23 protein-coding genes, 2 tRNA genes and 1 riboswitch are annotated in these 25,497 nt (G+C 66.7%); of the genes, 15 read left to right on the forward strand and 10 right to left on the reverse strand.

Annotation, left to right across the window (positions count from 1 at the left end; all coding sequences use genetic code 11):
• Positions 1-6 precede the first annotated feature (6 nt).
• Positions 7-2,367, forward strand: a complete 2,361-nt coding sequence (locus DEM26_RS16705; protein WP_199224688.1) for an aldehyde dehydrogenase family protein — start codon at positions 7-9, stop codon at positions 2,365-2,367.
• A gap of 158 nt (positions 2,368-2,525) precedes the next feature.
• Here DEM26_RS16705 and DEM26_RS16710 read toward each other — a convergent pair.
• The 4 genes from DEM26_RS16710 to DEM26_RS16725 all read right to left on the reverse strand — a co-directional run bounded on the left by DEM26_RS16710 (position 2,526) and on the right by DEM26_RS16725 (position 5,372).
• Positions 2,526-2,600: transfer RNA gene (locus DEM26_RS16710), tRNA-Glu, on the reverse strand.
• Positions 2,601-2,627: 27 nt separating this feature from the next.
• A tRNA-Glu gene (locus DEM26_RS16715) sits at positions 2,628-2,702 on the reverse strand.
• Positions 2,703-2,873: 171 nt separating this feature from the next.
• A complete protein-coding gene (gene recJ, locus DEM26_RS16720; protein WP_109172880.1) occupies positions 2,874-4,616 on the reverse strand; it encodes a single-stranded-DNA-specific exonuclease RecJ in 1,743 nt (580 codons plus the stop codon).
• A 54-nt stretch (positions 4,617-4,670) separates the two neighbouring features.
• Entirely contained in the window at positions 4,671-5,372 is a 702-nt protein-coding gene (locus DEM26_RS16725) for a DUF599 domain-containing protein (RefSeq protein ID WP_088720133.1), read from the reverse strand.
• Positions 5,373-5,453: 81 nt separating this feature from the next.
• On the opposite strand from DEM26_RS16725, the gene DEM26_RS16730 reads away from it, so the two are divergent.
• From DEM26_RS16730 to DEM26_RS16755, 6 genes are all read left to right on the forward strand, one after another.
• Positions 5,454-6,887 (forward strand): FAD-linked oxidase C-terminal domain-containing protein, encoded by a 1,434-nt coding sequence (locus DEM26_RS16730; RefSeq protein ID WP_075775726.1) that lies wholly within the window; start codon positions 5,454-5,456, stop codon positions 6,885-6,887.
• 74 nt (positions 6,888-6,961) lie between these two features.
• Positions 6,962-8,041, forward strand: a complete 1,080-nt coding sequence (locus tag DEM26_RS16735) for an FAD-binding protein (protein WP_109172881.1) — start codon at positions 6,962-6,964, stop codon at positions 8,039-8,041.
• Positions 8,041-9,318, forward strand: coding sequence for a glycolate oxidase subunit GlcF (gene glcF, locus DEM26_RS16740; RefSeq protein WP_088720135.1), 1,278 nt, complete (start codon positions 8,041-8,043; stop codon positions 9,316-9,318). Before DEM26_RS16735 ends, glcF begins: the two co-directional genes overlap by 1 nt.
• A 69-nt stretch (positions 9,319-9,387) precedes the next feature.
• Positions 9,388-10,185: a trypsin-like serine peptidase gene (locus DEM26_RS16745; protein ID WP_109172882.1), complete on the forward strand. Its 798-nt coding sequence runs from the start codon at positions 9,388-9,390 to the stop codon at positions 10,183-10,185.
• Positions 10,186-10,190: 5 nt separating this feature from the next.
• Positions 10,191-11,072, forward strand: a complete 882-nt coding sequence (locus DEM26_RS16750; RefSeq protein WP_075775722.1) for a trypsin-like serine peptidase — start codon at positions 10,191-10,193, stop codon at positions 11,070-11,072.
• Between the two features lie 152 nt (positions 11,073-11,224).
• A complete protein-coding gene (locus tag DEM26_RS16755) occupies positions 11,225-11,689 on the forward strand; it encodes an Hsp20 family protein (protein ID WP_075775721.1) in 465 nt (154 codons plus the stop codon).
• A gap of 69 nt (positions 11,690-11,758) precedes the next feature.
• Here the strand turns inward: DEM26_RS16755 and DEM26_RS16760 are convergent, their stop codons facing one another.
• Together DEM26_RS16760 and DEM26_RS16765 are read right to left on the reverse strand one after the other, a co-directional pair.
• Complete coding sequence (locus DEM26_RS16760) at positions 11,759-12,223, reverse strand: hypothetical protein (protein ID WP_109172883.1); 465 nt, start codon at positions 12,221-12,223, stop codon at positions 11,759-11,761.
• A 98-nt stretch (positions 12,224-12,321) separates the two neighbouring features.
• Positions 12,322-12,663: a winged helix-turn-helix domain-containing protein gene (locus DEM26_RS16765; protein ID WP_233243161.1), complete on the reverse strand. Its 342-nt coding sequence runs from the start codon at positions 12,661-12,663 to the stop codon at positions 12,322-12,324.
• Positions 12,664-12,815: 152 nt separating this feature from the next.
• On the opposite strand from DEM26_RS16765, the gene DEM26_RS16770 reads away from it, so the two are divergent.
• From DEM26_RS16770 to DEM26_RS16780, 3 genes are all read left to right on the forward strand, one after another.
• The gene (locus DEM26_RS16770; RefSeq protein WP_109172884.1) at positions 12,816-14,006 is read left to right on the forward strand and encodes an MFS transporter; all 1,191 of its coding nucleotides are present in this window, start codon (positions 12,816-12,818) and stop codon (positions 14,004-14,006) included.
• 9 nt (positions 14,007-14,015) lie between these two features.
• Positions 14,016-14,630 carry a glycosyltransferase family 29 protein gene (locus DEM26_RS16775; protein ID WP_109172885.1) on the forward strand — a complete coding sequence of 205 codons (615 nt, stop codon included), beginning with the start codon at positions 14,016-14,018 and terminating at the stop codon, positions 14,628-14,630.
• 75 nt (positions 14,631-14,705) lie between these two features.
• Positions 14,706-15,728, forward strand: coding sequence for an aspartate-semialdehyde dehydrogenase (locus DEM26_RS16780; RefSeq protein WP_075775716.1), 1,023 nt, complete (start codon positions 14,706-14,708; stop codon positions 15,726-15,728).
• A gap of 236 nt (positions 15,729-15,964) precedes the next feature.
• Here DEM26_RS16780 and DEM26_RS16785 read toward each other — a convergent pair whose 3' ends face one another.
• The 3 genes from DEM26_RS16785 to DEM26_RS16795 all read right to left on the reverse strand — a co-directional run bounded on the left by DEM26_RS16785 (position 15,965) and on the right by DEM26_RS16795 (position 18,646).
• Positions 15,965-16,795 carry a C40 family peptidase gene (locus DEM26_RS16785; protein ID WP_109172886.1) on the reverse strand — a complete coding sequence of 277 codons (831 nt, stop codon included), beginning with the start codon at positions 16,793-16,795 and terminating at the stop codon, positions 15,965-15,967.
• Positions 16,792-18,216 (reverse strand): leucyl aminopeptidase family protein, encoded by a 1,425-nt coding sequence (locus tag DEM26_RS16790; RefSeq protein ID WP_233243162.1) that lies wholly within the window; start codon positions 18,214-18,216, stop codon positions 16,792-16,794. Before DEM26_RS16790 ends, DEM26_RS16785 begins: the two co-directional genes overlap by 4 nt.
• An 85-nt stretch (positions 18,217-18,301) precedes the next feature.
• Positions 18,302-18,646, reverse strand: coding sequence for a hypothetical protein (locus DEM26_RS16795; protein WP_109172887.1), 345 nt, complete (start codon positions 18,644-18,646; stop codon positions 18,302-18,304).
• Between the two features lie 203 nt (positions 18,647-18,849).
• Between DEM26_RS16795 and DEM26_RS16800 the strand changes: the two genes are divergently transcribed.
• Together DEM26_RS16800 and DEM26_RS16805 are read left to right on the forward strand one after the other, a co-directional pair.
• The gene (locus tag DEM26_RS16800; protein WP_075775714.1) at positions 18,850-19,500 is read left to right on the forward strand and encodes a carbonic anhydrase; all 651 of its coding nucleotides are present in this window, start codon (positions 18,850-18,852) and stop codon (positions 19,498-19,500) included.
• 137 nt (positions 19,501-19,637) lie between these two features.
• Positions 19,638-20,330 (forward strand): hypothetical protein, encoded by a 693-nt coding sequence (locus DEM26_RS16805; protein ID WP_109172888.1) that lies wholly within the window; start codon positions 19,638-19,640, stop codon positions 20,328-20,330.
• A gap of 31 nt (positions 20,331-20,361) precedes the next feature.
• Here the strand turns inward: DEM26_RS16805 and DEM26_RS16810 are convergent, their stop codons facing one another.
• Positions 20,362-21,963, reverse strand: a complete 1,602-nt coding sequence (locus tag DEM26_RS16810; RefSeq protein ID WP_075775752.1) for a DUF4139 domain-containing protein — start codon at positions 21,961-21,963, stop codon at positions 20,362-20,364.
• Between the two features lie 173 nt (positions 21,964-22,136).
• Positions 22,137-22,241, forward strand: a riboswitch (TPP riboswitch).
• A 36-nt stretch (positions 22,242-22,277) separates the two neighbouring features.
• Between DEM26_RS16810 and thiB the strand changes: the two genes are divergently transcribed.
• The 3 genes from thiB to DEM26_RS16825 are packed head-to-tail and all read left to right on the forward strand — an operon-like array spanning position 22,278 to position 25,487.
• Positions 22,278-23,270 carry a thiamine ABC transporter substrate binding subunit gene (gene thiB / locus DEM26_RS16815; RefSeq protein ID WP_109172889.1) on the forward strand — a complete coding sequence of 331 codons (993 nt, stop codon included), beginning with the start codon at positions 22,278-22,280 and terminating at the stop codon, positions 23,268-23,270.
• The gene (locus tag DEM26_RS16820) at positions 23,246-24,808 is read left to right on the forward strand and encodes a thiamine/thiamine pyrophosphate ABC transporter permease ThiP (protein ID WP_109172890.1); all 1,563 of its coding nucleotides are present in this window, start codon (positions 23,246-23,248) and stop codon (positions 24,806-24,808) included. Before thiB ends, DEM26_RS16820 begins: the two co-directional genes overlap by 25 nt.
• Positions 24,792-25,487 carry a thiamine ABC transporter ATP-binding protein gene (locus DEM26_RS16825; protein WP_109172891.1) on the forward strand — a complete coding sequence of 232 codons (696 nt, stop codon included), beginning with the start codon at positions 24,792-24,794 and terminating at the stop codon, positions 25,485-25,487. Before DEM26_RS16820 ends, DEM26_RS16825 begins: the two co-directional genes overlap by 17 nt.
• Positions 25,488-25,497 lie beyond the last annotated feature (10 nt).

Here is a 25,497-nt window from a genome sequence, read left to right on the forward strand (position 1 = left end):
ACAAAAATGAGCATTCAGAGCATCCTCGAAACCATGGAGTACGGCGTGGCCCCCGAAGACGACAGCCAGGCGCGCAAGTGGCTCGCCAAGCATGAGGGCGGCTTCGGCCATTTCATCGACGGCGCGATGACCAAGCCGGGCGATCTGTTCGAAGTCCGCGATCCGGCAAGCGACACGGTGCTGGCGCGCGTCACGCAGGGTTCGGCGTCGGACGTGGATGCAGCCGTCTCAGCCGCGCGCAGGGCGCAAAGCGGTTGGGCGAAGCTGTCGGGCCATCAGCGCGCGAAGCACCTCTACGCGCTCGCCCGTCACATCCAGCAGCATTCGCGCCTGCTCGCCGTGCTCGAGACACTCGACAGCGGCAAGCCGATCCGCGAGAGCCGCGACATCGACATCCCGCTGGTCGCGCGCCATTTCTATCACCATGCGGGCTGGGCGGAGATCATCGAGGACGAGCTGCCGGGCCATACGGCGCAGGGCGTCTGCGGCCAGATCATCCCGTGGAACTTCCCGCTTCTGATGCTGGCGTGGAAGGTCGCACCGGCACTGGCGGCTGGCAATACGGTCGTGCTGAAGCCCGCCGAATACACGCCGCTCACCGCGCTGGCCTTCGCCGAGATCGCGCAGGAATGCGGCATCCCGAAGGGGGTGATCAACATCGTCACCGGCGACGGCGAAACTGGGGCTGCGATCGTCGGCCATGAGGGGATCGACAAGCTGGCCTTCACCGGCTCGACCGATGTGGGCCGCATCCTGCGCGAGCGCACGGCTGGTTCGGGCAAGGCGCTGACGCTGGAGCTGGGCGGCAAATCCCCTTTCATCGTCTTCGAAGATGCCGATCTGGACGCCGCCGTCGAGGGCGTGGTGGACGCAATCTGGTTCAACCAGGGTCAGGTCTGCTGCGCTGGCTCGCGCATCCTCGTGGCCGAGGCGGTGGCCGAACGGTTCGAGACGCTGCTGCGCGCCCGGATGAAGACGCTGCGCACCGGCGATCCGATGGACAAGAGCACCGATATCGGCGCGATCGTGCACCCCTCGCAGCTCGCGCGTATCCGCGATCTGGTAGAGAAGGGCGCAAGCGAGGGGGCGACGCTGACCCAAGGCTCTGCCCCGCAGGGCTGCTTCTTCCCGCCGACGCTGGTGACGGATGTGGAGCCTGCGAGCGTTCTCGCCACCGAGGAAATCTTCGGCCCCGTGGTCACGCTCACCACTTTCCGCACGCCGTCTGACGCCGTGGCGCTCGCCAACAATACGCGCTATGGGCTCGCGGCCAGCATCTGGTCGGAGAACGTGAACCTGTGCCTCGACATCGCGGGGCAGGTGAAGGCCGGGATCGTCTGGATCAACTCGACCAACATTTTCGACGCAGGCGCGGGCTTCGGCGGCTATCGCGAGAGCGGCTTCGGGCGCGAGGGCGGGCGCGAAGGCATGCGCGCTTACCTACGCAATCCGGCAGCAGCTACCGGCAAGGGAAAGGGCACGAAGCCCGCCGAGCTGGAGACCGGCCCCGCCGACACGATCAAGGGTGGCGAGATCGACCGCACCGCGAAGCTCTATGTCGGCGGCAAGCAGGCGCGGCCCGATAGCGGCTACAGCTATCAGGTGAAGGGTGGCAAGGCGGTCGTGGGGCTCGCAGGGCTCGGCAACCGCAAGGACATCCGCAACGCGGTCGAGGCGGCGCATAAGGCGAAGGGCTGGGGCAAGGCCACGGGCCATAACCGGGCGCAGGTGCTCTATTACATCGGCGAGAACCTCTCGGCGCGCGGCGCGGAATTCGCCGCCCGTCTGGAAAGCTTCGGCGCCTCGCGCAAAGCCGCCGAGGCCGAGGTCGAGACGGCGGTGGGACGTTGCTTCTGGTATGCCGCCCAAGCCGACAAGTTCGACGGCGCGGTGCACGCGACGAAGTCCGAATTCGTGACCCTCGCGATGAATGAGCCGATCGGGGTGATGGGACTTGTGGCCCCGACCGCGCAGCCGCTTCTGGGGGCGATTTCGCTGGTGCTGCCTGCGATCGCGATGGGCAACCGGGTCGTGCTGGTCCCGAGCCAGACACACCCGCTGGCCGCGACCGACCTCTATCAGGTGCTCGACACCTCCGACGTGCCGGGGGGCGTGGTCAACATCGTCACCGGCCCGCGCGACGAGCTGGCGAAGACGCTGGCCGCCCATGATGGCGTCGATGCGATGTGGTATTTCGGCAATGCCGAGGGCTGCCGGATGGTCGAGGCGCAAAGCGCCGGGAACCTCAAACAGACCTGGGTCGAAGCCGACGACGCACGCGACTGGGGAACCCGTGCGGGGCAGGGGCGCCTGTTCCTCGACCGCGCGACGCAGGTGAAGAACATCTGGGTGCCCTACGGCGCGTGAGGCCTCAGGCCCCTGACAGGGAAACGAGAAAGCGGCCCCGGAAGGGCCGCTTTTTTTGATGAGGGATCGGCGCGCGCAGAGCCGCGCTGTACCACGAATGAAAACACACGCGACCAAGCGGCGCGCGTGGTGAAATCGCTTTGAAATGGGGGGAGTAGTGGCAGTCCGTAGGGGAATCGAACCCCTCTTTCCAGGTTGAAAACCTGGCGTCCTAACCGATAGACGAACGGACCGCACAACGCTCAGTCAGGGCTCAGAAGTGGCAGTCCGTAGGGGAATCGAACCCCTCTTTCCAGGTTGAAAACCTGGCGTCCTAACCGATAGACGAACGGACCACTCTGAACCTTCCGGGCATACCTGCCTAAGGTGGAGCGGTGTTTAGGCCAGAGAACCGTGACTCGCAAGAGGGTATTTGCGGATTTTTGGAAAGTTTTTGTCCCTCCGTTACGGCAGCCTCGAAGCCTTGGAATTACAGCCCTTTTCTGTGTGCAATCGTGGGGCGTCGCTTACGCTTCGGACGCGTCCTCGAGCCGCAGCTGCACCTTGTTGCGCCCGCCCCATGTGTTGATCTCCAACCGTCCGGCGAGGTGGAAACGCTTCGCGCCCGGCTGGCTCAGCGCGGGGCCGAGCGGGCAGTCGAACGCGCCGAAGCAGACTGTCTCGATCCGCGCGCCCATACCGTCGCCGAACATGAAGCGCAGATGGCTCTCGCCGATCCGGCGCGCGCCCACGACTTCCATATCCGCAAAGGCGAAACGCGGGGCAGGAGCGCCTTGGCCGAAGGGGCCGGCGCGGTCGAGGTCTTCAATCAGTTGCGCGGTCGCCGCGCCCGGCATCAGCATCCCGTCGAGACGCAGGTCGCGCGGGCCGATCTCTCCCGCACCCTGTTTGGCCAGAAGCTCCGACAGGCGCGCCATCGCAGGCTCCAGCTTGTTTTCCTCCACCGTGAGGCCCGCCGCCATCTTGTGCCCGCCGCCTTTCAGCAGCAGCCCCTCGGCGGCGACGCGCTGGATCGCGGCTCCTATATCTACGCCCGCGACCGAGCGGGCCGAGCCCTTGCCGATCCCGTTCTCCACCCCGATCACGACCGAGGGGCGGTTCGTCGCCTCTTTCAGCCGCGCGGCCACGATGCCGACGACGCCCGGGTGCCAGCCAGCGCCCGCCGCCCAGACCAGCGGCGCGTTTAGCCCGCGTTCCTCGGCCTGCGTCAGTGCCGCCTCCCGCACGGCGTTCTCGACCTCTCGGCGCTCGGTGTTGAGCTGATCGAGCCGTTCCGCGATGGATTGCGCCTCGTGCGGGTCGGTTGTCGACAGCAGACGCGCGCCCAGATCGGCCGCGCCGATCCGCCCGCCTGCATTGATCCTCGGTCCCAGCACGAAGCCCAAGTGATAGGCGGCGGGCGCACGGTCGAGCCGCGCCACGTCCGACAGCGCCACGAGGCCGGGCCGCTCGCGCCGCGCCATGATCTTGAGCCCCTGCCGCACCAGCGCCCGGTTGCAGCCTGTAAGCGGCGCGACATCGGCCACCGTCGCAAGTGCCACCAGATCGAGAAGCGTCATCAAGGGCGGACCCTGCACACCTTCGTCGCGCAGCTGCCGGTTCGCCTCCACCAACATCAGGAAGACGACTGAAGCCGCGCAGAGATGACCCAGCTCGCCGGTCTCGTCCTGTCGGTTCGGGTTCACCACGGCCAGCGCGGGGGGCAGGGTCTCGCCGCCAAGGTGGTGATCGAGGATGACGACATCGGCGGGCTTCGCGGCGGCCACGGGCTCGTGGCTCAGCGTGCCGCAATCGACGCAAACGATCAGCGGGTGCTCGGCCCCGAGGCTTTCCATCGCGGGCACGTTCGGCCCGTAGCCCTCGTCGATCCGGTCGGGAATATAGAGCGTCGCCTCGCGCCCCATCGCGCGCAGCCAGTTGATCAGCAGCGCCGCCGAGGCGCCGCCATCGACGTCGTAATCCGCGAAAACGGCGATCTTCTCACCCGACTTCACCGCTTTCAGGAACCGCGCCGCCGCCTGCTCCATGTCGCGCAAGGATCGGGGGTCGGGGAGAAGTTCGCGGATCGTGGGTTCGAGGAAGCCCTCGCTCTCCTCCGGCGTCACACCGCGCGCGACGAGGATGCGGGCGAGGGGCAGGGGCAAGTGCGTCTGCTGCGCCATCGCCTCGGCCAGCCGGTCGGCCTCGGGTGTGGGGCCGATCCAGCGGCGGCCTGTCAGGGATTGCTCGACGGAAAGGAAACTGCTCATGGCGTCGGGTTTAGCCAAATCATGCGGAGGCTGCCAGAGGCGAGCGCGCCGCGCCTAGTCGGGGATGTTCTCCAGCAGCGCCTGGCGCGAGTCCGAGGCGAATTCACGCCGCCAGAGCATCGCCGTGGTGAACAGCGTCGCCGCAATGAGCGCATAGGGCCCGAGCAGCCATGCCAGCGTCGCCAGCGCGAAATAGACGGAACGCAGCCCGCGATTGAAGCTCTTCGCCGCGTTGATGTTCACCTGCGCCGCCTGTTCGGCGCGCGGATAGGCCAGCGGGTCCTCGGGCTCGTTGGGCACCGCCGCCATTGCGATCGCGGCATAGGAGAACAGCCGGTGCGACCAGACGAATTTCAGAAACGCATTCGCACCGAAGAGCACGGCCGTCAGGATGCGCGCCTCCCACAGCAGGTCCGGGCCGCGCGCGATGTCGAAATCATCGGCGAGATTCGTCAGGGGCTGCGGGTTCGCGATCAGCGCCAGCCCGGCGCCGATGGCGATCAGCGAAGAAGAGGCGAAGAAGGTCGTCGATTGCCGCAGCCCGTCCACCATGGCCGAATCGAAGATCCGCGGCTGGCGCGTCACCAGCTGGCGCATCCATTCGCGACGGTAATTTTCCATCAGCTTGCCCATCGAAGGGCGGGCGGTGCTCGGATGTTCGGTCGTCCAGCCGATCACGAGCCAGCAGGTGACGAGAAGCGCAAGCGCCGCGAGATCGAGAGGCCCGAGCGGGCCGATATGAAACATCGTCGTCATATCGACAGTTAGCGCGATGCGGCTTCCCTTGTCACCGGGGCTTATTGGTTATATTTTCTGACCAACCGGGAGGAGTTTGCCATGGAAATGCCCAAGCCGAAGGAGGATCTGCTGGCGCGCAAGCCGCAGATCATCGCCCGCCTGCGCGAGGTGCTGCCCGCGGATGCGGTGATCGACGACCCCAGCGAGACGCGCGCCTATGAATGCGATGCGCTTTCGGCCTATCGCTGCCAGCCGCTGGGCGTGGTGCTGCCGCGCTCGACGGCGGAGGTCGCGGCGGCGCTGAAGGCCTGTCACGAACTGGGCGTGCCGGTGGTGCCGCGCGGCGCGGGCACCTCGCTTGCGGGCGGGTCGATGCCGCAGGCGGATTCGGTGGTGCTGGGGCTCGCGCGGATGAATGCCGTGCTGGAGACCGATTACACCAACCGCTTCATCCGGGTCGAGGCGGGACGGACGAACCTCTCGGTGACCGGGGCGGTGGAAAGCGATGGCTGGTTCTACGCGCCCGATCCGTCTTCGCAGCTCGCCTGCGCGATCTCGGGCAATATCGCGATGAATTCCGGCGGTGCGCATTGCCTGAAATACGGGGTGACGACGAATAACCTCCTCGGCGTGACGCTGGTCACGATGGAGGGCGAGGTGGTCGAGATCGGCGGACCGTATCTGGATGCGGGCGGGCTCGATCTGCTGGGGCTGATCTGCGGCTCGGAGGGGCAATTGGGCGTCGTGACCGAAGCCACGCTCAAGATCCTGCCGAAACCCGAAGGCGCACGCCCCGTGCTGATCGGATTCAACTCGAACGAGGTCGCGGGCGCCTGCGTCGCCGATATCATCAAGGCGGGCATCCTGCCCGTCGCGATCGAGTTCATGGACCGCCCCTGCATCCGCGCGACCGAGGCCTTCTGCCATGCGGGCTATCCCGATTGCGAGGCGCTGCTGATCGTCGAATGCGAGGGCTCGGAAGCCGAGATCGACGAGCAGATCGGCATGATCCGCCAGATCGCGACCCGTCACGAGCCGGTCGAGTTCCGCGAGGCGCAATCGGCCGACGAGGCCGCGCGGATCTGGCTGGGCCGGAAGTCGGCCTTCGGCGCGATGGGGCAGATTAACGATTACATGTGCCTCGACGGGACGATCCCGGTCTCGGAGCTGCCCTTCGTGCTGCGCCGGATCGGCGAGTTGTCGAAGGATTTCGGGCTCGACGTCGCAAACGTCTTCCACGCGGGCGACGGCAATATGCACCCGCTGATCCTGTATAACGCCAACGAGCCGGGCCAGCAGGAGCAATGCGAAAAGCTGGGCGCGGAGATCCTCAAGCTCTGCGTCGAGGCGGGCGGCTGCCTGACCGGCGAGCATGGCGTGGGCATCGAGAAGCGCGACCTGATGGATGTGCAGTTCGAACCCGCCGACCTGGAAGCGCAGATGCGGGTGAAGGACGTGTTCGACCCGAAATGGCTTTTGAACCCGGCGAAGGTGTTCCCGCTCGGTGCGAGCGCGAGCCGCCGTGCGAGCTGAAAAAGGAGAGGGGCGCTGCCCCGCTCGCTGACGCGAGCCCCCGGGATATTTTTGCCAAGAGGAAGGCAGATTTCATGAGAGTTGAAAGCGAGGCGCAGCTGGCCGAGGCCGTCCGGGATGCGGGTGGCGCGCTGGCGGTGCGTGGAGGCGGCACGCGGCCGGTTGGACGTTGTCTGGGCGAGCCGCTGGAAGTCGGGATTTCGGGCATCACGCTCTATGAGCCGGGCGCGCTGACGCTGGTCGTCGGCGCCGGAACGCCCCTCGCCGAGGTGGAGGCCGCGATTGCCGCCGAGGGTCAACGTCTGCCCTTCGAACCAGCGAATTGGGGCCCGGTCCTGGGCGTGCGCGGTCAGAGCACCGTAGGCGGTGTCGTGGCGGCGAACGTCTCGGGGCCGCGCCGGGTGCAGGCCGGGGCCTGTCGCGACAGTCTGATCGGCACGCGTTTCGTCGACGGGCGCGGGCAGATCGTGAAAAACGGTGGCCGGGTGATGAAGAACGTCACCGGCTACGATCTGGTGAAGCTGATGGCGGGAGGCTGGGGCACGCTCGGCGTGATGAGCGAGGTGGCTTTCAAGCTGCTGCCCGCCGCGCCGTCTCAGGCGACGGTGGTGATCGACCTTCCGGCAGGGGCCGCGCAAGTTGCGCTGGCGGCGGCGCTTGGTTCGCCCTTCGACGTGTCCGGTGCGGGCTGGTTGCCCGGCACCGGCGCGGTGGTCCGGGTCGAAGGTCTCGCCGAATCCGTCGCCTACCGGGCGGAACAGTTGCGCAGACTGATGGAGCCGTTCGGCCCGGTTCGGGTCGAGGAAGAGGGCTCGGCCGCGATCTGGCAAAGCCTGCGCGATCTGGAGCCGTTTATCGGCAAGGACGGCGATCTGTGGCGGCTCTCGGTGAAGCCTTCGGAGGCGTCTGACATCGTGGCAAGGCTCGGCGGCGAGGTGCTGCTCGACTGGGGCGGCGGGCTGATCTGGGCGCTTCTGCCGGAAGGCAGCGATGTCCGTGCGCTGGCCGCGCCCTATACCGGCCATGCGACCTGCATGCGCGGCGCGGCGGGCGTGACCTTCGAGCCCGAACCCGCGCCGATCGCAACGCTCACCACCGCGCTGCGGGCGCAATTCGACCCCAAAGGTATTCTGAACCCCGGAAGGATGGGCTGATGCAGACGAATTTTTCGCCCGAACAGCTGAAAGATCCCGGCGTCGCGCGCTCCAACGAGATCCTGCGCGCCTGCGTCCATTGCGGGTTCTGCACTGCGACCTGCCCCTCCTATCAGGTGTTGGGCGACGAGTTGGACAGTCCGCGCGGGCGCATCTACCTGATCAAGGACATGCTGGAGAATGACCGGCCCGCGGATGAGAAGACGGTCAAGCATCTCGATCGTTGCCTGAGCTGCCTGGCCTGCATGACGACTTGCCCCTCGGGCGTGCATTACATGCATCTGATCGACCATGCGCGCGCCCATGTGGAGAAGACCTACAAGCGCCCGATGATGGACCGGCTGCTGCGTTGGACGCTGGCGAAGATCGTGCCCTATCCGGGCCGCTTCCGTCTTGCGATGGGCGGCGCGAAGCTGGCGAAGCCCTTCGCGGGGCTGCTGCCGGACAAGCGGCTGCGCGCGATGGTGGGCATGGCGCCCAAGACCATCCCGCCGGTCAGCCGCAACGATGACGCTCAGGTTTTCGCGCCTATGGGCGAGAAGAAATACCGCGTGGCGCTGCAGATCGGCTGCGCGCAGCGGGCGCTCAACACCGATATCAACGACGCGACGATCCGGCTGCTGCGGCGGTTGGGCTGCGAGGTGGTGATACCGAAGAACCTTGGCTGCTGTGGGGCGCTGTCGCATCACATGGGCCGCGAGAAAGAGAGCCATGCGCAGGCCGCGCACAATATCCGTGCCTATCTGAGCGAGGGCGATCTGGATGCGGTGATCATCAATACGTCGGGCTGCGGCACGACCGTGAAGGATTACGGGCATATCTTCCGCAACGATCCGATCGCCGAGGATGCGGCGAAGGTGGCTGGGCTCGCCTGCGACATCTCGGAATTCCTCGTGAAGATCGGTCTCCCCGAGGGCAAGGGCGGGATGCGAGTCGCCTATCACGCGGCCTGTTCGCTCCAGCACGGTCAGCAGATCAAATCCGCGCCGAAGGATCTTCTGAAACGCGCCGGCTTCGAGGTGGTCGAGCCTGCCGATAGCCATCTGTGCTGCGGCTCGGCGGGCACCTACAACCTGCTGCAGCCGGAGATTTCCGACGAGCTTAAGAAGCGCAAGGTGGCGACGCTCGAGGCGAAGCAGCCGGAGGTGATCGCGGCGGGCAATATCGGTTGCATGGTGCAGATCGGCGGCGGCACGGAGGTGCCCGTTGTCCACACTGTCGAACTTTTGGATTGGGCCACGGGCGGGCCGAAGCCACCCGCGCTTGCGCAAGCGTGATCCACGCCACAATCTGGCCGCATCGGGGCGCTAAGCAGGACGAAACGCCCCGCAATCTTCGGAGCCCCGATGCGCCTTCTTGCTCTCGCTCTTGCCTGTCTGACCGCCGTTCCTGTGCTTGCGCGGGCCGAGACGATCACCCATGCGACGTCCTTGCGCGCGCTGGAAACCGGCGACGATACGCGCGGCTGGCAGGCGGTCGGGCGGCTCGATCTGGGTCATGGCAGCTTTTGCACCGGCACGCTGATCGCGCCTGATCTGGTGCTGACGGCGGGGCATTGCCTCTATGACAAGCGCAGCGGTGCACTGATAGACGCGCGGGAGATCGAGTTCCTCGCGGGTTGGCGCAACGGCCGCGCCGAAGCCTATCGCAAGGTGTCGCGCGCGGTGCTGCATCCCTCCTATCACTATGGCGGGCCGGTCGGCGTGAAGCGTTCGGAATTCGATCTGGCGCTGATCAAGCTCGCCCAGCCGATCCGCCTGCCACAGCTTCAGCCCTTCGAAGTGTCGCGCAGCGCGCCTTATCGTGGCGAGGAAGTCGGCGTGCTCTCCTATGCGCAGGGCCGCTCGGAGGCACCGTCGCTGCAACGAAACTGCTCGGTGCTGGAGCGCGCAGGCGCGACGGTCGTGATGAGTTGCTCGGCCGATTTCGGGGCCTCGGGCTCGCCGGTCTTCAGCTTCGCCAACGGCCGCCCCGAGATCGTCTCGGTGGTCTCAGCCAAGGCCGAGATGGGCACGCGCCCGGTCTCGATCGGGGCGCTGGCCAATGGGGTCGCCGATCTGCGGCAGGCCATCGAGAGCCGCGACAACGTCGCCACTACCCGCGAAATTCGCGCGGGCGGGGCCAAGTTCATCAAGGCGAACTGAGCGCGATGGGCGTGAAGCGGGTCATCTTCGGCGTGATCGCTCTGGCACTGCTTGGCGGCATGGGCGAGGCGCAGGAGGCGCGCAACTCCGCGCTCGACCGCCTGTCGCAACGCGCGGATCTCTTCGGCTGGGAGGCGGTGGGCAAGGTCACCATCGGGGCCGAGGGCTATTGCACCGGCGTGCTGATCGCACCCGATCTGGTGCTGACCGCTGGCCATTGCATCTTCGACCGACGCGCGCAGGGGCCGCGCGATCCCGCGACGCTGGGTTTTGCAGCCGCGCAAACCGACGGGGCGGAGGTGGCCGCGCGCCCGGTCGTCGCGATGGTCGCCGATCCGGACTATAACCCGTTCGTGCCGCTCTCGATCGACACCGTGCGCCACGACGTCGCGCTTTTACAGCTCTCCGCGCCGATCCCGACGTCGATCGCCGCGCCTTTTCGCGTCGGCGACGTGCCCGCCGCAGGGGCGGAAGTGTCGGTGGTGTCTTATGCGCAGGGCCGGGCCGATGCGCTGTCGTGGCAAAAGGCCTGCCGCGTGTTCGGGCGGGCCAAGGGGCTGATCGGCTTCGATTGCGATGTCGATCACGGCTCCTCGGGTGCGCCGGTCTTCGACCGCTCGGGGCTTGCTGCTGGCGGGCGGGCGCAGATCGTGTCGCTGGTTTCCTCGGGCTCGCGCAGGAATGGCGTCTCGCGCGCCTATGGGATGGAATTGCCCGCGATCGTCGCGCAGTTGAAATCCGCGCTGCGCAGCGGGCGCGGCGTGATCCGCGCCGCCTCCCCCAGCGTCTCCGCCGCGCCGCAGATCCGTCGCACGGAGCCCGGGCAGGGCCAGCCGCGTATACTGTCTGGCGGGCGCACAACCGGCGCGAAATTCCTGCGTCCCTAAGGGCTTGGCCCGAAGCGGCGCCCCTCTTGAAACGTCGCGAGAGATTTCCCAAATTTATGAGTGCCGGAATGCCTGATGAGGGTTCCGGCGCCTAACTGCCCGGCCCCGCAAGGGGCGGGTTTCATAACCATCGCTCAAGAGAGGATGATGATATGCGAAGCTTTGATCTTTCGCCCCTTTACCGCGCCACCGTGGGCTTCGACCGCGTGGCTGATCTGATGGACCGTGCGCTGACCAGCGATCTCGCGCAGCCGACCTATCCGCCCTACAATATCGAGAAGACCGACGAGAATGCCTATCGCATCTCGATCGCCGTCGCGGGCTTCGGTTCGGATGAGCTGAGTGTCGAACTCAGAGAGGGCGCGCTGATCGTGACCGGTCGCAAGGCCGAGGACGATTCCGGTCGCACCTATCTGCATCGTGGCATCGCGACCCGTGCCTTCGAGCGCCGCTTCGCGCTGGCCGATCATGTCAAGGTCACCGGAGCCACCCATGAGGATGGGATGCTCCACCTCGATCTTGTCCGTGAAGTGCCCGAGGCGCTGAAACCGCGCCGGATCGAGATTGCGGGCCCGACCAAGTCCGAGGCCAAGCAGGTCGAGACGGTCGACGCCTGAGGCATCTGCCATCGTTGAAAAATGACGGGCGCGGGGGGAAACTCCCGCGCTTTTTGCTGTCTGGGATCGTCAGGGTGGAGTGAGGTCCTCGCCACCGCGCCTGAACACCATCACATGGTCGCCGCTGCCGGTGAAAGTAACGGCCGAACCATCAACCTGCGCCTGCTTCATGTCGAAGAACAGCTGCGCGAGGCCCGCATCGGCCTTGAATTCCGGCGTCTCCTGCTCGCAGGCGAACGTGGGCGAGGCCGAGGTCGGCCGGATGCCAAGCGCGGGGTAGGGGGCGAACATCACCCCGGTCACGCAAAGACAATGACCGCAGACGGCGAAGCGCGAATTCTCCCCGATATAGAAGCGGATCGCGCGGGTGGGTGCCTTGCCGTCCACCGTCGCGAGGTCATAGGCGCGCCGGGTCTCCACCTTGGCGGCAAGCGTCTGGGCGTCCGAGACACCGCCCGGCATACAGGCCGCGAGCGCGGCTGCGAGACCAAGGGCGGTAACGCGCGCGGCGGTCTTCGCCGAAAAATCGCTCATGGTTCTGGTCCGTGACTGGGCCGTTTCCGGCAGCTCTCAGCAGGATGCGCGGACTGAGGACCCATCCGCATTGATCCGGCGCAAGGCCCGCCGCGGCCTCAATCAGCGACCATTGCGCCGATCAGCGCGATCTCCTCGGCGCCAGCGTCGCGGGCTTTCTGTTCCAACCGGCGGTAGGCTGCGAGGACCGCTTCGCCCTCGGGGGTGAGCGAGGCACCACCGCCCTTCGCGCCGCCGCGCGAGCGATCCACCAGCGGTTCCTTGAATCCGGCGTTCATCTCTTCGACGAGCGACCAAGCGCGTTTGTAGCTCATCTTCATCGCGCGGCCCGCCGCCGAGATCGAGCCGTGTTCGGCGATCTCTTCGAGCAGCCGGACCTTGCCGGGGCCCAGCATCGCCTTGTCGAAATAGAGGCGCATCATCAGGCGGGTCAGTTCCATTCTGGCATCTCTCGGGCTCGTCACGTCGTGCGGCGTTTATCCTGAGCCTGTGCCCGGGCCAAGACAAGGGGGCGGGGGCGCGAATGCACAGGGGCATGTGCTCTTGCCATTGCCCGCGCCTTGGGCGAGCGTGCGCGCGAAGGAGCCCCCGCATGTATATCTCGATCGCCTCGCTTGTGGGCGCCTATCTTCTGAGCCAGTTCTACCGCACCTGCTTGGCCGTTCTGACGCCCGTTCTGGGCAAGGAGATCGGCGTGACGCCGGGCGATCTCGCCGTGTCTCTGGGGCTTTGGTACGGGGCCTTCGCGCTGATCCAGATTCCCATCGGCGAGGCGCTGGACCGGATCGGGCCGCGCCGCACCGTGGGCGTGCTGATGGCGCTTGGCGGGGGTGGGGGCGCCGCCGTCTTCGCTATGGCGCAGGGGCCGATGGGCATCCACCTCGCGATGATCCTGATCGGGGCGGGCTGCGCGCCTGTGCTGGTGGGCAGCTATTTCATCTTCGCACGCAGTTTCAAGCCGGCGCTGTTCGGCACGCTCGCGGCCTCGATGATCGGGGCTGGCAGCCTTGGCAATCTCGCGGGCGCGGCCCCGCTGGCGGCCTCCATCGAGGCTTTCGGCTGGCGTCCGACGCTTTGGGCGCTCTCGGCGCTGACGCTGCTGGTGGCGGCGTTGATCCTGTGGCTCGCGCGCGATCCCGAGCGGGTGGAGCAGCCGGCAGGCCGTCGCGGCACCGCGCTCGACGTGCTGCGCCTGCCGGGCTTCTGGGTGCTGCTGCCGCTGACGGTCGCGAATTACACCGCCGCTGCCGGGATTCGTGGCGTCTGGGCGGGCTCCTATCTGGCTGATGTCTTCGGAGCGGATGCGAATCTGATCGGCCGGGTGACGCTGGTGATGGGCCTCGCGATGATCGCGGGCAATTTCGCCTACGGGCCGGCGGACAAGATTTTCGGCAGCCACAAGCGCGTCGCGCTTTACGGCAATGCGGTGCTGGCCGTGGCCTTGGCGATGCTCTTCGTGTTGCCGGGACAGTCGCTGTGGCTGGCGACGGTTCTACTGGCCGCGATCGGCTTCTTCGGCGCGTCCTTCCCGGTGATCATGGCGCATGGCCGCACCTTCTATCCGCCGCATCTGACGGGGCGGGGGGTGACGCTGCACAACATGTTCTCGATCATGGGCGTGGCTGGGATGCAATTCGCCTCGCGGCCCGTTTTCGATGCGGTGTCGGTGGGGCACACGCCCGCCGTGGCCTATGGGCTGCTGTTCGCGTTCTTCCTTGCACCGCTGGTGATCGGGCTGATGTTCTACGTTTTCGCCCGCGACAGCGGCGATGGCTTGAGCTAAACCCATCGCATGACCCGGCTCGGATTTCTGATCAGTCGAACGTTGCGGCGCGAGGCCCCGCTGGCCGCGCTCTCCGTCTCGCAAAAGGCGTTGCTGGACGACCTTGCGGGCAAAACCGTCGCGCTCGTCGGCAATGCCCGCGCGCTGGCCGAGGGACAGGCGGGGGCGGAGATCGACGCGCATGACGTGGTGATCCGGATCAACCGCGCCCCGATGCCGTCGGCGCAGAGCCACGGCAAGCGCACCGACTGGCTGGCGCTCGCGACCTCGCTGCCCGAAGCCGAGCGCGCCAGCATCGCGCCGTCACGCATCCTTTGGATGAGCCACAAGCGCAAGCGGCTGGACTGGAAAACGGCGACCAGCCCCGGTTTCTACCTGCATCCGCTCAACGATTACGAGGGGCTGAAAGCCAAGCTTGGCGCGCAGCCCACGACCGGAGCCATGCTGATCGACATGCTCGCGCGCTCTGATCTGGCGCGGCTCGATCTATACGGGTTCGATTTCTTCGCCTCGCTATCTCTGTCGGGGCGGCGCTCGGCCGACAAGGTGCCCCATGATTTCGTCGCGGAAGCGGAGATGGTCGGCGGGCTTCTTGCCTCCGATCCGCGCATCATTCGGAACTGACTGCGCGTCGAGCCCCTTTCATTTCCTGACGTAAAGCGGTAGTAAGCCGCGTTCTATTGGAGCAAGGAGGTCCTCATGGGCTATAAAGTCGTCGTTGCGGGCGCCACGGGGAACGTGGGCCGCGAAATGCTGAACATCCTGGCCGAGCGTCAGTTCCCGGTCGATGAACTGGTGCCGCTCGCGTCGCGCCGGAGCCTCGGCACAGAGGTCAGCTTTGGCGATCAGACCCTGAAGACCAAAGACATCGAAGGGTTCGACTTCACGGGCTATGACATCGCGCTCTTCGCGATCGGCTCGGACGCCACGAAGAAATATGCGCCGATCGCCGCCAAGCAGGGCTGCATCGTGATCGATAACTCGTCGCTCTACCGCTACGACCCGGACGTGCCGCTGGTCGTGCCGGAGGTGAACCCGGAAGCCGTGGACGGTTACGCGAAGAAGAACATCATCGCGAACCCGAACTGCTCGACCGCGCAGATGGTCGTGGCGCTCAAGCCGCTGCATGACCGCGCCAAGATCAAGCGCGTCGTGGTCTCGACCTACCAGTCGGTGTCGGGCTCGGGCAAAGAGGCGATCGACGAGCTTTGGGACCAGACCAAAGGCATGTATGTGCCGGGTCAGGAAGTTGAGCCGAAGGTCTACCCCAAGCAGATCGCGTTCAACGTGATCCCGCATATCGACGTGTTCCTCGATGACGGGTCCACCAAGGAAGAGTGGAAGATGGTCGCCGAGACGAAGAAGATCGTCGATCCTGCGATCAAGCTGACCGCGACCTGCGTGCGCGTGCCGGTCTTCGTGGGCCACTCGGAGGCGATCAACATCGAATTCGAAGAGTTCCTCGACGAGGACGAAGCACGTGACATCCTGCGTGAGGCGCCCGGCATCATGGTCGTCGACAAGCGCGAAGATGGCGGCTACATCACCCCCGTCGAATGCGTCGGCGATTTCGCCACCTTCATCTCGCGCATCCGTCAGGACTCGACCATCGAGAACGGCCTGAACATCTGGTGCGTGTCGGACAACCTGCGCAAGGGCGCGGCGCTTAACGCGGTGCAGATCGCCGAGACGCTGGGCAAGCGCGTGCTCAAGAAGGGCTGAGCGTTCGGCCTTATTTGAATTGGGAAACGCCCGGTCGGAGGATCGGGCGTTTTTCGTTTGGGGCAAAGCGATGAGGGACGCGCCCGAGCTTCGGGCGGGCGCTTTGCTCCGCCTGTGGCTGAGCGCTTTATCTCGCAAGCCCGAATGTCGCTTGTGCCCGCGAGGCCATCGCCAATGCGCCCTCCCGGGGGGAGGGTCGGGCGCGGCCCGGGCTGGTCGCCCCGCGCTACAAAGCCTTACCGCGCGACCCGCTTAACCCCGAGATACGGCCCTTCGCCCGCTGCCGCGATACGTGCCTTGGCGGCCTCGATGCTCTCACAGGCCACGCTCATCGTTTTGCCGTTGGCATGGATCATCGTCTCGCCATCGCAGGCGAGCGCGACATGGCCTTTCCAGAACAGCAGGTCACCACGTCGCAGGGGCGCACCTTCGGGCACGGTCTCGCCCATCTCCGCCCATTGAAGATCGCTGTCGCCCGGCACGGATTGCCCGCACAGCGCGAAGCCGATCTGCACCAGACCCGAGCAGTCGATCCCCGCGCGGCTGTTGCCGCCCCAGAGATAGGGCGTGCCCAGCAGTCGCTCGGCCACCGCGAGGGGATCGTCCCCGGGCCGATCGAGCGCGCGCAGATGCTGCAGCGGAACGAAGCCCTCGGCGGTCACCGCGAACATGCCGGTTTCCCCCGTCACGGACAGCCGCGCGCCCATCGAGAGCTGCATCACTTCGCCGCGCTTGATCGCCGCCTCGCGATAGACATGCGTGGCGGGCGCGGTGACGACATGCGTGGCGGGCTCGGGCGTGGCGAAGGCGTCAGAGGCGATCCAACCGCAATAGCCGTCCCATGCCGCCTGCACGAAGGCGAAGCCGTCGCGCTGATCGATCACCGTCACCTCGGCTCCGAAAAGAAGCTGTCGGTCGCGCAGGCTGTCGGGCTCGGGGCAGAGATCGGTCACGGGTACGATGATCCGCGCGGGCATCCCGTGGGTGAAACCCTCGGCCTCGACCTGTCCTCGCAGCGCCTCCAGCGCGAAAGCACCTGAAAAGGGCAGGCGGCGACGGTCGGTCATTTCAGCACCTCGGGCAGAGCCGCGAAGATCGCCCGTGCGCCCTGACCGACGCCGCCTTTCGGCCGGGCGGGGGCGGCCGCGGGCTGCCAGCCGTAGATGTCGAAATGGGCGAAGCGCTTGGTCTCGGTCACGAAGCGGCGCAGGAAGAGTGCCGCGGTGATCGAGCCCGCCATGCCGCCCGAGGGCGCGTTATCCAGATCGGCGATGCCGGGTTCGATCTTCGCCTCGTAGGGCGCCCAGAACGGCATCCGCCAGAGCGGATCGGCCACCGCCCCCGAGGCCTTCGCCAAAGCCTGCGCGACGCCCTCGTCATCGGTGTAGAACGGGTGAATGTCCGGCCCAAGTGCGACCCGCGCAGCCCCCGTCAACGTTGCCATGCAGACCATCAGGTCGGGTGGGGTTTCATCGGCATAGGCCAGCGCATCGGCCAGCACCAGCCGTCCCTCGGCATCGGTATTGTTGATCTCGACGCTCAGCCCCTTGCGGCTGGTCAGGATGTCGCCGGGGCGGAAACTGTCGCCGCCGACCGAGTTCTCGACCGCCGGGACCAGCACCCGCAGGCGCATCTTCGCGCCGGTCGCCATGATCATATGCGCGAGCCCCAGTACGGTGGCCGAGCCGCCCATATCCTTCTTCATCAGCCCCATCGAGGCGCCGGGCTTCAGGTTCAGCCCCCCGGTGTCGAAACAGACGCCTTTGCCGACCAGCGTCAACGCCGGCCCTTCGCTGCCCCAACTCAACTCGATCAGCCGCGGCGTGCGCGGCGAGGCGCGGCCGACGGCGTGGATCATAGGGAAGTTCTGCGTCAGAAGGTCGTCGCCCTTCACGACCTTGACCTCAGCGCCGTGGCGGTCGGCCAGCAGGCGCGCCGCGCCCTCCAGTTCCTCCGGTCCCATGTCGGAGGCGGGGGTGTTGATCAGGTCACGCGTAAAAGCCTCGCCCTCGGCGACGGCCTCGATCTGCGCAGCATCCATCCCGTCCGGGCAAACCAGCCGCGCTTTCGGCGCTGCGGCTTCGGCGTAGCGGTCGAACCGATAACCTGCGAGCAGCCAGCCGAGCGCCGTCTCTGCCCTCAAAGATTCCGGCAAATCGCCCTCGATCCGCCACGCGCCTTCGGGAAGGGTCGACGCCGCGCGCGCCAGCGAGAACCGCTCTCTTGCCCGTGCCGCCGCGGTCCCGAGGCCCAGCAGCGCCGCCTCCGCGCCGTCCGCCCCCGGCAGAAGTGCGACCTGGCCCGCCTTCGCCTTGAACCCCGTTGCCTCGACGAAGGCGCGCTGTGCGGGCGGCAGATCGGCCAGGGCCTGCTCCATATCCTCGGGCGCGACGGCGATCAGGGCGCGGGCAGGCGCGTCGGCTTCGGCGAAGCGCATTGCCGGGCGCGGGGCGAGAAAGGAAAAATCTGCGGGTGCGTCTGCGCTCATGGGGGCGGCTCCTTGGCTCTGGTGGTTTCTTCGCCCCAGAGCCTAGCGCCGCGGCGCCTGCCCGCAAGGCCCGATTGCGCGCACTTCAGGAGGACAGGTCGCCGATGTCCCAGACCTCGGTAAGAGATCGTTCCGCGATCCGGCTCAGCCGCGCCATTACCGCCGCCTGCGCCACCGCATCGCCGGTCGCGATACACTCGGACAGGTCGCGCGCGGTGCGCACCATCGACACCAGACCCACATGTTCCGAGAGGTCGATCACCTTGACGATTGCGCACCGCATCTTGGCGCGTTGGCGCCATTTCGCGGCTTCTTCCAAGGCGGCGAGTTGCACGGCGAGATCCTCGACCGTGGCGCAGATGACCCGCTCCGCATCGACCTGTCCCAGCTCCACGTAGAGCACCGATAGCCGCGTCGTATCCAGCGACATCCGTTCCTTGCAACGCAAACGAGACACCTGTGTCACCACGACACCCCCCTTTGATTTCGCCATCACCCGGGCGGCAATATGGCCGACAGGTCTCAAGATTTCATTGAGCGACGCGGAGAAACCTCTCGTAACCCGGCCTGCATCGCGGTATTTGACGCTGCGATAAGACGCGAGACACCAGACCCAAAAACACCGGGGGACCGATGAGAGAGCATGTGAAGCCGCTGCCGAGCTACCTTGTGAACCGTTACCAGGGATGGCACGCGACTGCGTATGACGAAAACCGCGCCTGGTATCGCCGTCTCGCCTCCGAAGGGCAGCGTCCGCGCTCGATGATCATCGCCTGCTGCGACAGTCGCGTGCATGTCACCTCGATGTTCGGTGCCGATCAGGGTGAGTTCTTCATCCACCGCAATATCGCGAACCTCGTGCCGGAATTCACGCCCGATGGTGATCACCATGGCACGTCGGCGGCGGTCGAATATGCCGTGACCAGCCTGAAGGTCGCGCATCTGATCGTGTTGGGCCACAGCAATTGCGGCGGCATCGCGGGCTGCCACGCGATGTGTTCGGGTCATGCGCCGGAACTTGAGGAGAAAAGCTCTTTCGTCGGCACCTGGCTGAACCTTCTGCGTCCGGGCTACGAGCGCGTCACCGACCTGCCCGAGGATCAGCAGGTGCTGGCGCTCGAGCGTGAGGCCGTGAAAGTCAGCCTCGAGAACCTGATGACTTTCCCCTTCGTGCGCGAAGCGCTCGACGCCGATCGGATGACGCTGCACGGGCTGCGCCACGACATCGGCGAGGGTACGCTCGAGCAATACGTCTCCGGCTCGGATCGGTTCGAGAAGCTCTGAGGCTTTGCAAATTCGTTGACCCCCTTCGCGAGGCCGATTGCTCCGCCTTGGGGAAAACCAATTGGCATTCACGGGCTGTTAAGCTTGATGGGCGAGGCTGCGGGTACCCCGCCCACGCCAACGAGCTTTGACCCGACATGTCACCTGCATCCCGACCGCATTCCCAGCATCGTCTCGTCTCCCTGCGGCTGCCGCTCGATATGATCGATCGCATTGCGGCGGAGGCGCGCGCGTTCGGCCTGCCTCCGGCAGAGCTGATCCGGCGCGTCCTGCAGGAGGGGCTGCCGGAGGAGCCAACATCCGCCCTCCCCACCACGAAAGAGCCGCTGCCGGAAATGGCGGCGGTGCAAGCGGCGCTGGATCAGGCGCGCGATTGGTTCGATCTGCAACATCGGCTGCGGGATGCGGGCTTCGTGCTGCGGCTTGCGGGCGGGGGCGCGCTGGGTCTGCATGCCTGGCCGACGAACCGCTTCCTGTTGCTGCTCGACGAGATCGGCCCGAGCCTGACGGAGTTGGTGCTGCGCTTCGCCGCGCCGTTTCCGGGGGACGATGGCGGCCGCACCAAGATCGTCGGCGCGAGGTCTGGGCAGGGCGCGGCGGAAACGGTGACGGCACAGGCCGCCGCCGCCGAGTATGCCGCGGCGCAGGCGGCGGGGGCGCAAGCCGTGCAGGAGGAGAAGGCGTCCAAGGCGGCCGAAAAGACCGGCGGTGCAGAGACAGAGCCGCCCGAGGCGGCCAAGGCCGAACCGCCCGCGCGCGGGTTCCTGCGCCTGTCGCCAGCGTTGCTCGCGAAACTGCGGGCTGCGGCGAACCCGCGAAACGCAGCCTGATCGCGCGCGGAGGCCTTTGCGTTAGGCTGACCTAGCGCAGCACCTTGTCGGTGGGCCAACTCAGCGTGGTCTCGGTGCGGATCGTCTTGGTCTCGTCCGCGCCCAGATCGAAGCGCCATGCGAGCACGCCGCGGCGATGGTCGTAATCGGTCTCGCTCGCGGGCGGGGTCGCCTTGGTAGTGATTTTCAGGTCTTCCTGTTCGGAATAGGGTACCCGGTCGATCACCCGCATCGGCCAGCCTTTGTCCGTCAGGTTCTTCACCTCGATCTCGACGACTTCGCGGCGCTCGTTCGACTTGGAAATGAAGCCGCTGTCGCCCTCCATCGTGTCGGGCATGCGGCGGTCCACGCGAATGCCCTCGATCGGCCCGAAGCCCAGCGTCAGGTCATCCCCTGCCGCCACCATCGGCAGATGCGACTGGCCGACCAGCGCGCCATCGGCATAGAGGTTCGCGGGGCCGGGCAACAGGATCTCGCCGGTCCCGTTCTTGCCCTCGGCCACGCGATAGGCCTGGGGATCGGTCAGCGGGGCGGCTTCGGCGAAGACCTCCATCGGGAGGGTCTTGGAATCGAGGCTCAGGCGGAGATCGTCGACCCCGTCGCGCAGATCGACCGCGCTCGGGTAATGGTAGGTCACCGTTTCGCCCTGCATCTGAAGATCGGCGCGGTCGCTGATCGCTGCTTCCGCCATCGGCGCGGCGGCGCCATCCGATGCCGCGAGGGAGCGCTTCATCGGCACCGGTGCGGGCGGCGCATCCGGGTCGCCGATGTGCGCGAGGCGCGGATAGACTTCGCCCGGCTCTGCGCGCCCGCCGGGGCGAGCGGTCGAGAGCGTCAGGTCGACGTTACGCCAGTCCTCGCCGGTGGCCTGATGGACCGAGACGAAGCGCTCCATATCCACCGCGCCCTTGTCTCGGTCGAGCCGCAGATCATAGGAGGGCTGCCACCCGGCATTGTTAACGTAAGAGGTGATCGTCAGCGTGCCCGAGCCCTGCACCTTCGCGCTGAGCATCTCTCGATCTTTCGCCGGGTTCAGCAGCGCATCGAGCGCCGCTCGCGCCTGCTTCACCGCCTCTTTCGCGGGGTCGAGCGCGGCTTCCGCGCGGCGCGCTTCCGCTTCGGCGGCGATTGCGCGTTCGGTGGCCGAGAGAATCTGATCCTCCACCATCTGCGCCAGCGCGCGCAGCTGTTCGGGCGCGGTGACCTGCGAGTCGGTGTTCTTGAGATATGTGATCTGGTCGCGCGCGGCCTGCGCCTTGGCGCGGATCACGGCCACCGCGTCTTCCTTTTCCGCAAGGGCTTCCTTTGCAGAGGCCAGCCGGTCACGCGCAGCCTTCACCGCTGCGCTTTCGGTTCCGCTGGTCGCCGGCGCGCGCCCTGAGATCAGGCTCACCGCGCCGATCTGCACACCGTCACCCGACACCCGCAGCGTCGAGATGTCGGTGCCTTCGGGAAACCCCGGAACCAGCAGGTCATGGCTGCCCTCGGGCGCCTTCACCTCCACCTGCCGCACCACCTGCGCGCCCTGCGGAAAGAGCGTCACGGCCGTGATCTTGCCCGGTGCCTCGATCGTGTCGGCCAAGGCGGGCAGGGCGGTCGCGGCCATAAGGGCCGCCGTCAGGGTGATGCGCATCGGTTCCTCCCACATCCGTTCCGGATCGAGCCTGCGTCGGCCTGCGCGCAGTTGCAAGCCATTGAAATCCGGCGCGGGTCGTCACTGGCGGGAACTCGCCAGAGCGTTCGTGCTAGGCGTCGGGGGGCTACGACTGCTTGCCCTTGCGTCCGAAGTCCCGCGCGCATAGGTTGCGCCCTACCTCGGGGTGCCGGATGATCCGGCTGAGATGCGAGCCACGCGAACCCGTTGAACCTGAACCGGTTAAGACCGGCGGAGGGAAGGTAGCCGGATAGTCCGGCCCCACTCCGCCCGGCAAGCCCAAGGAGTGAGGCATGAAAACCCACCTGATGCTTGCGGGAGCCCTGAGCCTGATCGCCACGATGGCGGCGGCCGAGGACAAGCCCGTGCTCACCGTCTATGCGCCTGATTATTTCACGAGCGAATGGGGCCCCGGTCCCGCGATCGAGAAGGGGTTCGAGGCGACCTGCGATTGCGATCTGAAATTCGTGTCGGGCGATGTGCTGCCGCGCATCCTGCTCGAAGGCGACAAGACCTCCGCCGATGTCGCGATCGGTCTGAACACCGACGTGACCGCGAAGGCGCGCGCCACGGGCCTGTTCGCCCCGCATAACGAGGACACGTCCGACCTGACCATGCCGGTCAAATGGGACGATCCGATCTTCCTGCCTTTCGACTGGTCTGAACTGGCCTTCGTCTATGACAAGACCAAGCTGAAGAACCCGCCCACGAGCTTCCAGGATTTGCTGGATGCGCCCGACGACGCCTACAAGATCGTCATCGAAGATCCGCGCAGTTCGGTCGCGGGTCTGTCGTTGTTGCTCTGGGTGAAGGACATCTATGGCGACAAGGCCGAAGAGGCCTGGACGAAAATCGCGCCCAAGGTGCTGACCGTGACGCCGGGCTGGTCGGAGGCCTACGGCATGTTCACCGATGGCGAGGCGGATATGGTACTGAGCTATGTCACCTCGCCCGCCTATCACATCATGGCCGAGGACGACGACTCCAAGGCCGCCGCGATCTTCCCCGAGGGGCATTACTTCACCCCCGAACTGGTCGCGCAGCTCAAGACCTCGAAGCATCCCGAGCTGGCGCAGAAATTCATGGATTACGTGCTGAGCCCCGATTTCCAAGGCATGATCGCGACGGCGAACTGGTCCTTCCCGGCGAAACTGCCCCACGATCAGCTGCCTGAGGTGTTCCAGAAACTCCCGATGCCCGACAAGACGCTCTACCTGGGTGAGGCCGAGGCCGAGAAATTGCGCGGTCCGGCGCTGGAAGAATGGCAACGCGCCTTCTCCAGATAAGAGGCACGCCCATCTGGGCGGTGCTGGCGGGTGCGGCTTTGGCCGCGCTTGTCCTTGGCACTTTGGCGGCAGTCGCGCTCCGGGCAGGCGGGCTGACCGGCTTGCGCGAAACCGATCTCGCCGCGATCCGCTTCACGCTCTGGCAGGCGGCGGCCTCGGCGCTGATCTCCTGCGCGCTGGCGGTGCCGGTCGCCCGTGCGCTGCATCGCCGCCGCTTCGCCGGGCGCGGACTGCTGATTTCGCTCCTGGGGGCTCCCTTCATCCTGCCGGTGATCGTCGCGGTCTTCGGGCTGATCGCGGTCTTCGGGCGGCGCGGGCTGGTCAATGCGGCCCTCGCCCCGCTCGGCATCGATCCGATTTCGATCTACGGCGCGCAGGGCGTCATCGTGGCCCATGTTTTCTTCAACCTGCCGCTTGCGACCCGGATGATCCTGCACGGCTGGGAGGCGATCCCGGCCGAGCGGTTTCGCCTTGCTGCGACCCTCGGCTTCGGCCCTGCGGAGGTCACGCGTCACCTCGAACGTCCGATGCTGCGCAGCGTGCTGCCCGGGGCGTTCCTTGCGATCTTCCTCGTCTGCCTGACGTCCTTCGCGGTGGCCCTGACCCTTGGCGGCGGGCCGCGCGCGACCACGGTGGAGCTGGCGATCTATCAGGCCTTCCGCTTCGATTTCGACATGGGCCGCGCGGCGAGCCTTGCGCTGGTGCAGGTCGCGATCTCGGTCGCAGCGCTGCTGATCGCGGCGCGCGCCACCCTGCCGTCGAGTTTCGGCGCGGGGCATGACCGCCGCGCCGCGCCGATCCCGCAGCTGTCCGGCGGGATAGGGCGTGCGCTCTTCGACGCGCTCGCGATCGGGCTCGCAAGCGCCTTCCTGCTGCTTCCCATCGGCACCGTTTTCGCCCGGGGCATTCCGGCGGTGGCCAACCTGCCCGAGATGGTCTGGCCCGCGACGCTGACCTCTTTGGTGATCGCGCTGCTCTCCACGGTTGTGACGCTCGCCATCGCCCTGCCGCTCGCACTGGTGGCGACCCGGCAGCGCTGGGCGGAGATCGCGGCGATGCTGCCGATGACAGCGTCGAGCCTCGTGATGGGCACCGGCGCCTTCCTGATCGCGCGGCCCTTCGTGAACCCGACGAGCCTCGCGCTGCCAATGGTGCTGCTGACCAACGCCGCGCTTTCGGTGCCTTTCGCGACCCGCATCCTGATGCCCGAGATCCGCACGCTGCAGGCCGATTACGACCGGCTCGCCGCCTCGCTCGGGCTGCGCGGCATTGCCCGGCTTCGTCTGCTGACGGTTCCGCGCCTTGCCCGGCCGCTGGGGTTCTCGGCGGGGCTGGCCGCGGCCTTCTCTATGGGCGATCTGGGCGTCATCACGCTGTTCTCGGATGGCCAGACCCGCACCCTTCCGCTGGCGCTTTTCCAGCTCATGGGGTCTTATCGCATGGATCAGGCGGCGGGCACTGCAAGCCTGTTGCTGATCCTCACTTTCGCGCTCTTCTGGGCGCTCGACCGCGCGGGGCATTATGCTGACCCTCGATAAGCTTCTGATCGAACAGGGCGATTTCCGCCTCGAAGCCGATTTCACGATCCCGGCCGGCGCGCGGGTCGCGCTGATTGGCCCCTCGGGGGCGGGCAAGTCGACGCTGCTCTCGGTACTTGCGGGGTTTCTTGGTCCGACCCGGGGGCGGGTGCTCTGGTGCGGCGAGGACATCACCGAGGCGCCGCCCGGCGAGCGTCCGCTCTCGATCCTGTTTCAGGATCAGAACCTCTTCCCGCATCTGCGGCTGGAGACCAACCTCGCGCTTGGCCTGAACCCGAAAGGCAAGATCGACGCAACCGACCGCGCCCGGATCGAGACCGCGTTGGCGCGTGTGGGCCTTGAGGGGATGGAGAGGCGCAAACCCGGCGCACTGTCGGGCGGGCAGCAAAGCCGCGCAGGCCTGGCGCGGACGTTGCTCCGTGGCCGCCCGATCCTGCTGCTCGACGAGCCCTTTGCGGCGCTGGGGCCCGCGCTGAAATCCGAGATGCTGGCGCTGGTGGCCGAGATCGCCCGCGAGCAGGGCACGACGGTGCTGATGGTCAGCCACGATCCCGAGGATGCGCGTGCGCTTTGCCCGCAGACGGTTCTGGTGGCCGAGGGCCGCGCCCATGCGCCGCAAGAGACCGGACCGCTTCTCGACGATCCGCCGCCCGCGCTACGGGACTATCTAGGAGAGTAGGGGCTCTGCC

The organism is Thioclava sp. NG1, from assembly GCF_003122275.1.
GTDB lineage: Bacteria > Pseudomonadota > Alphaproteobacteria > Rhodobacterales > Rhodobacteraceae > Thioclava > Thioclava nitratireducens.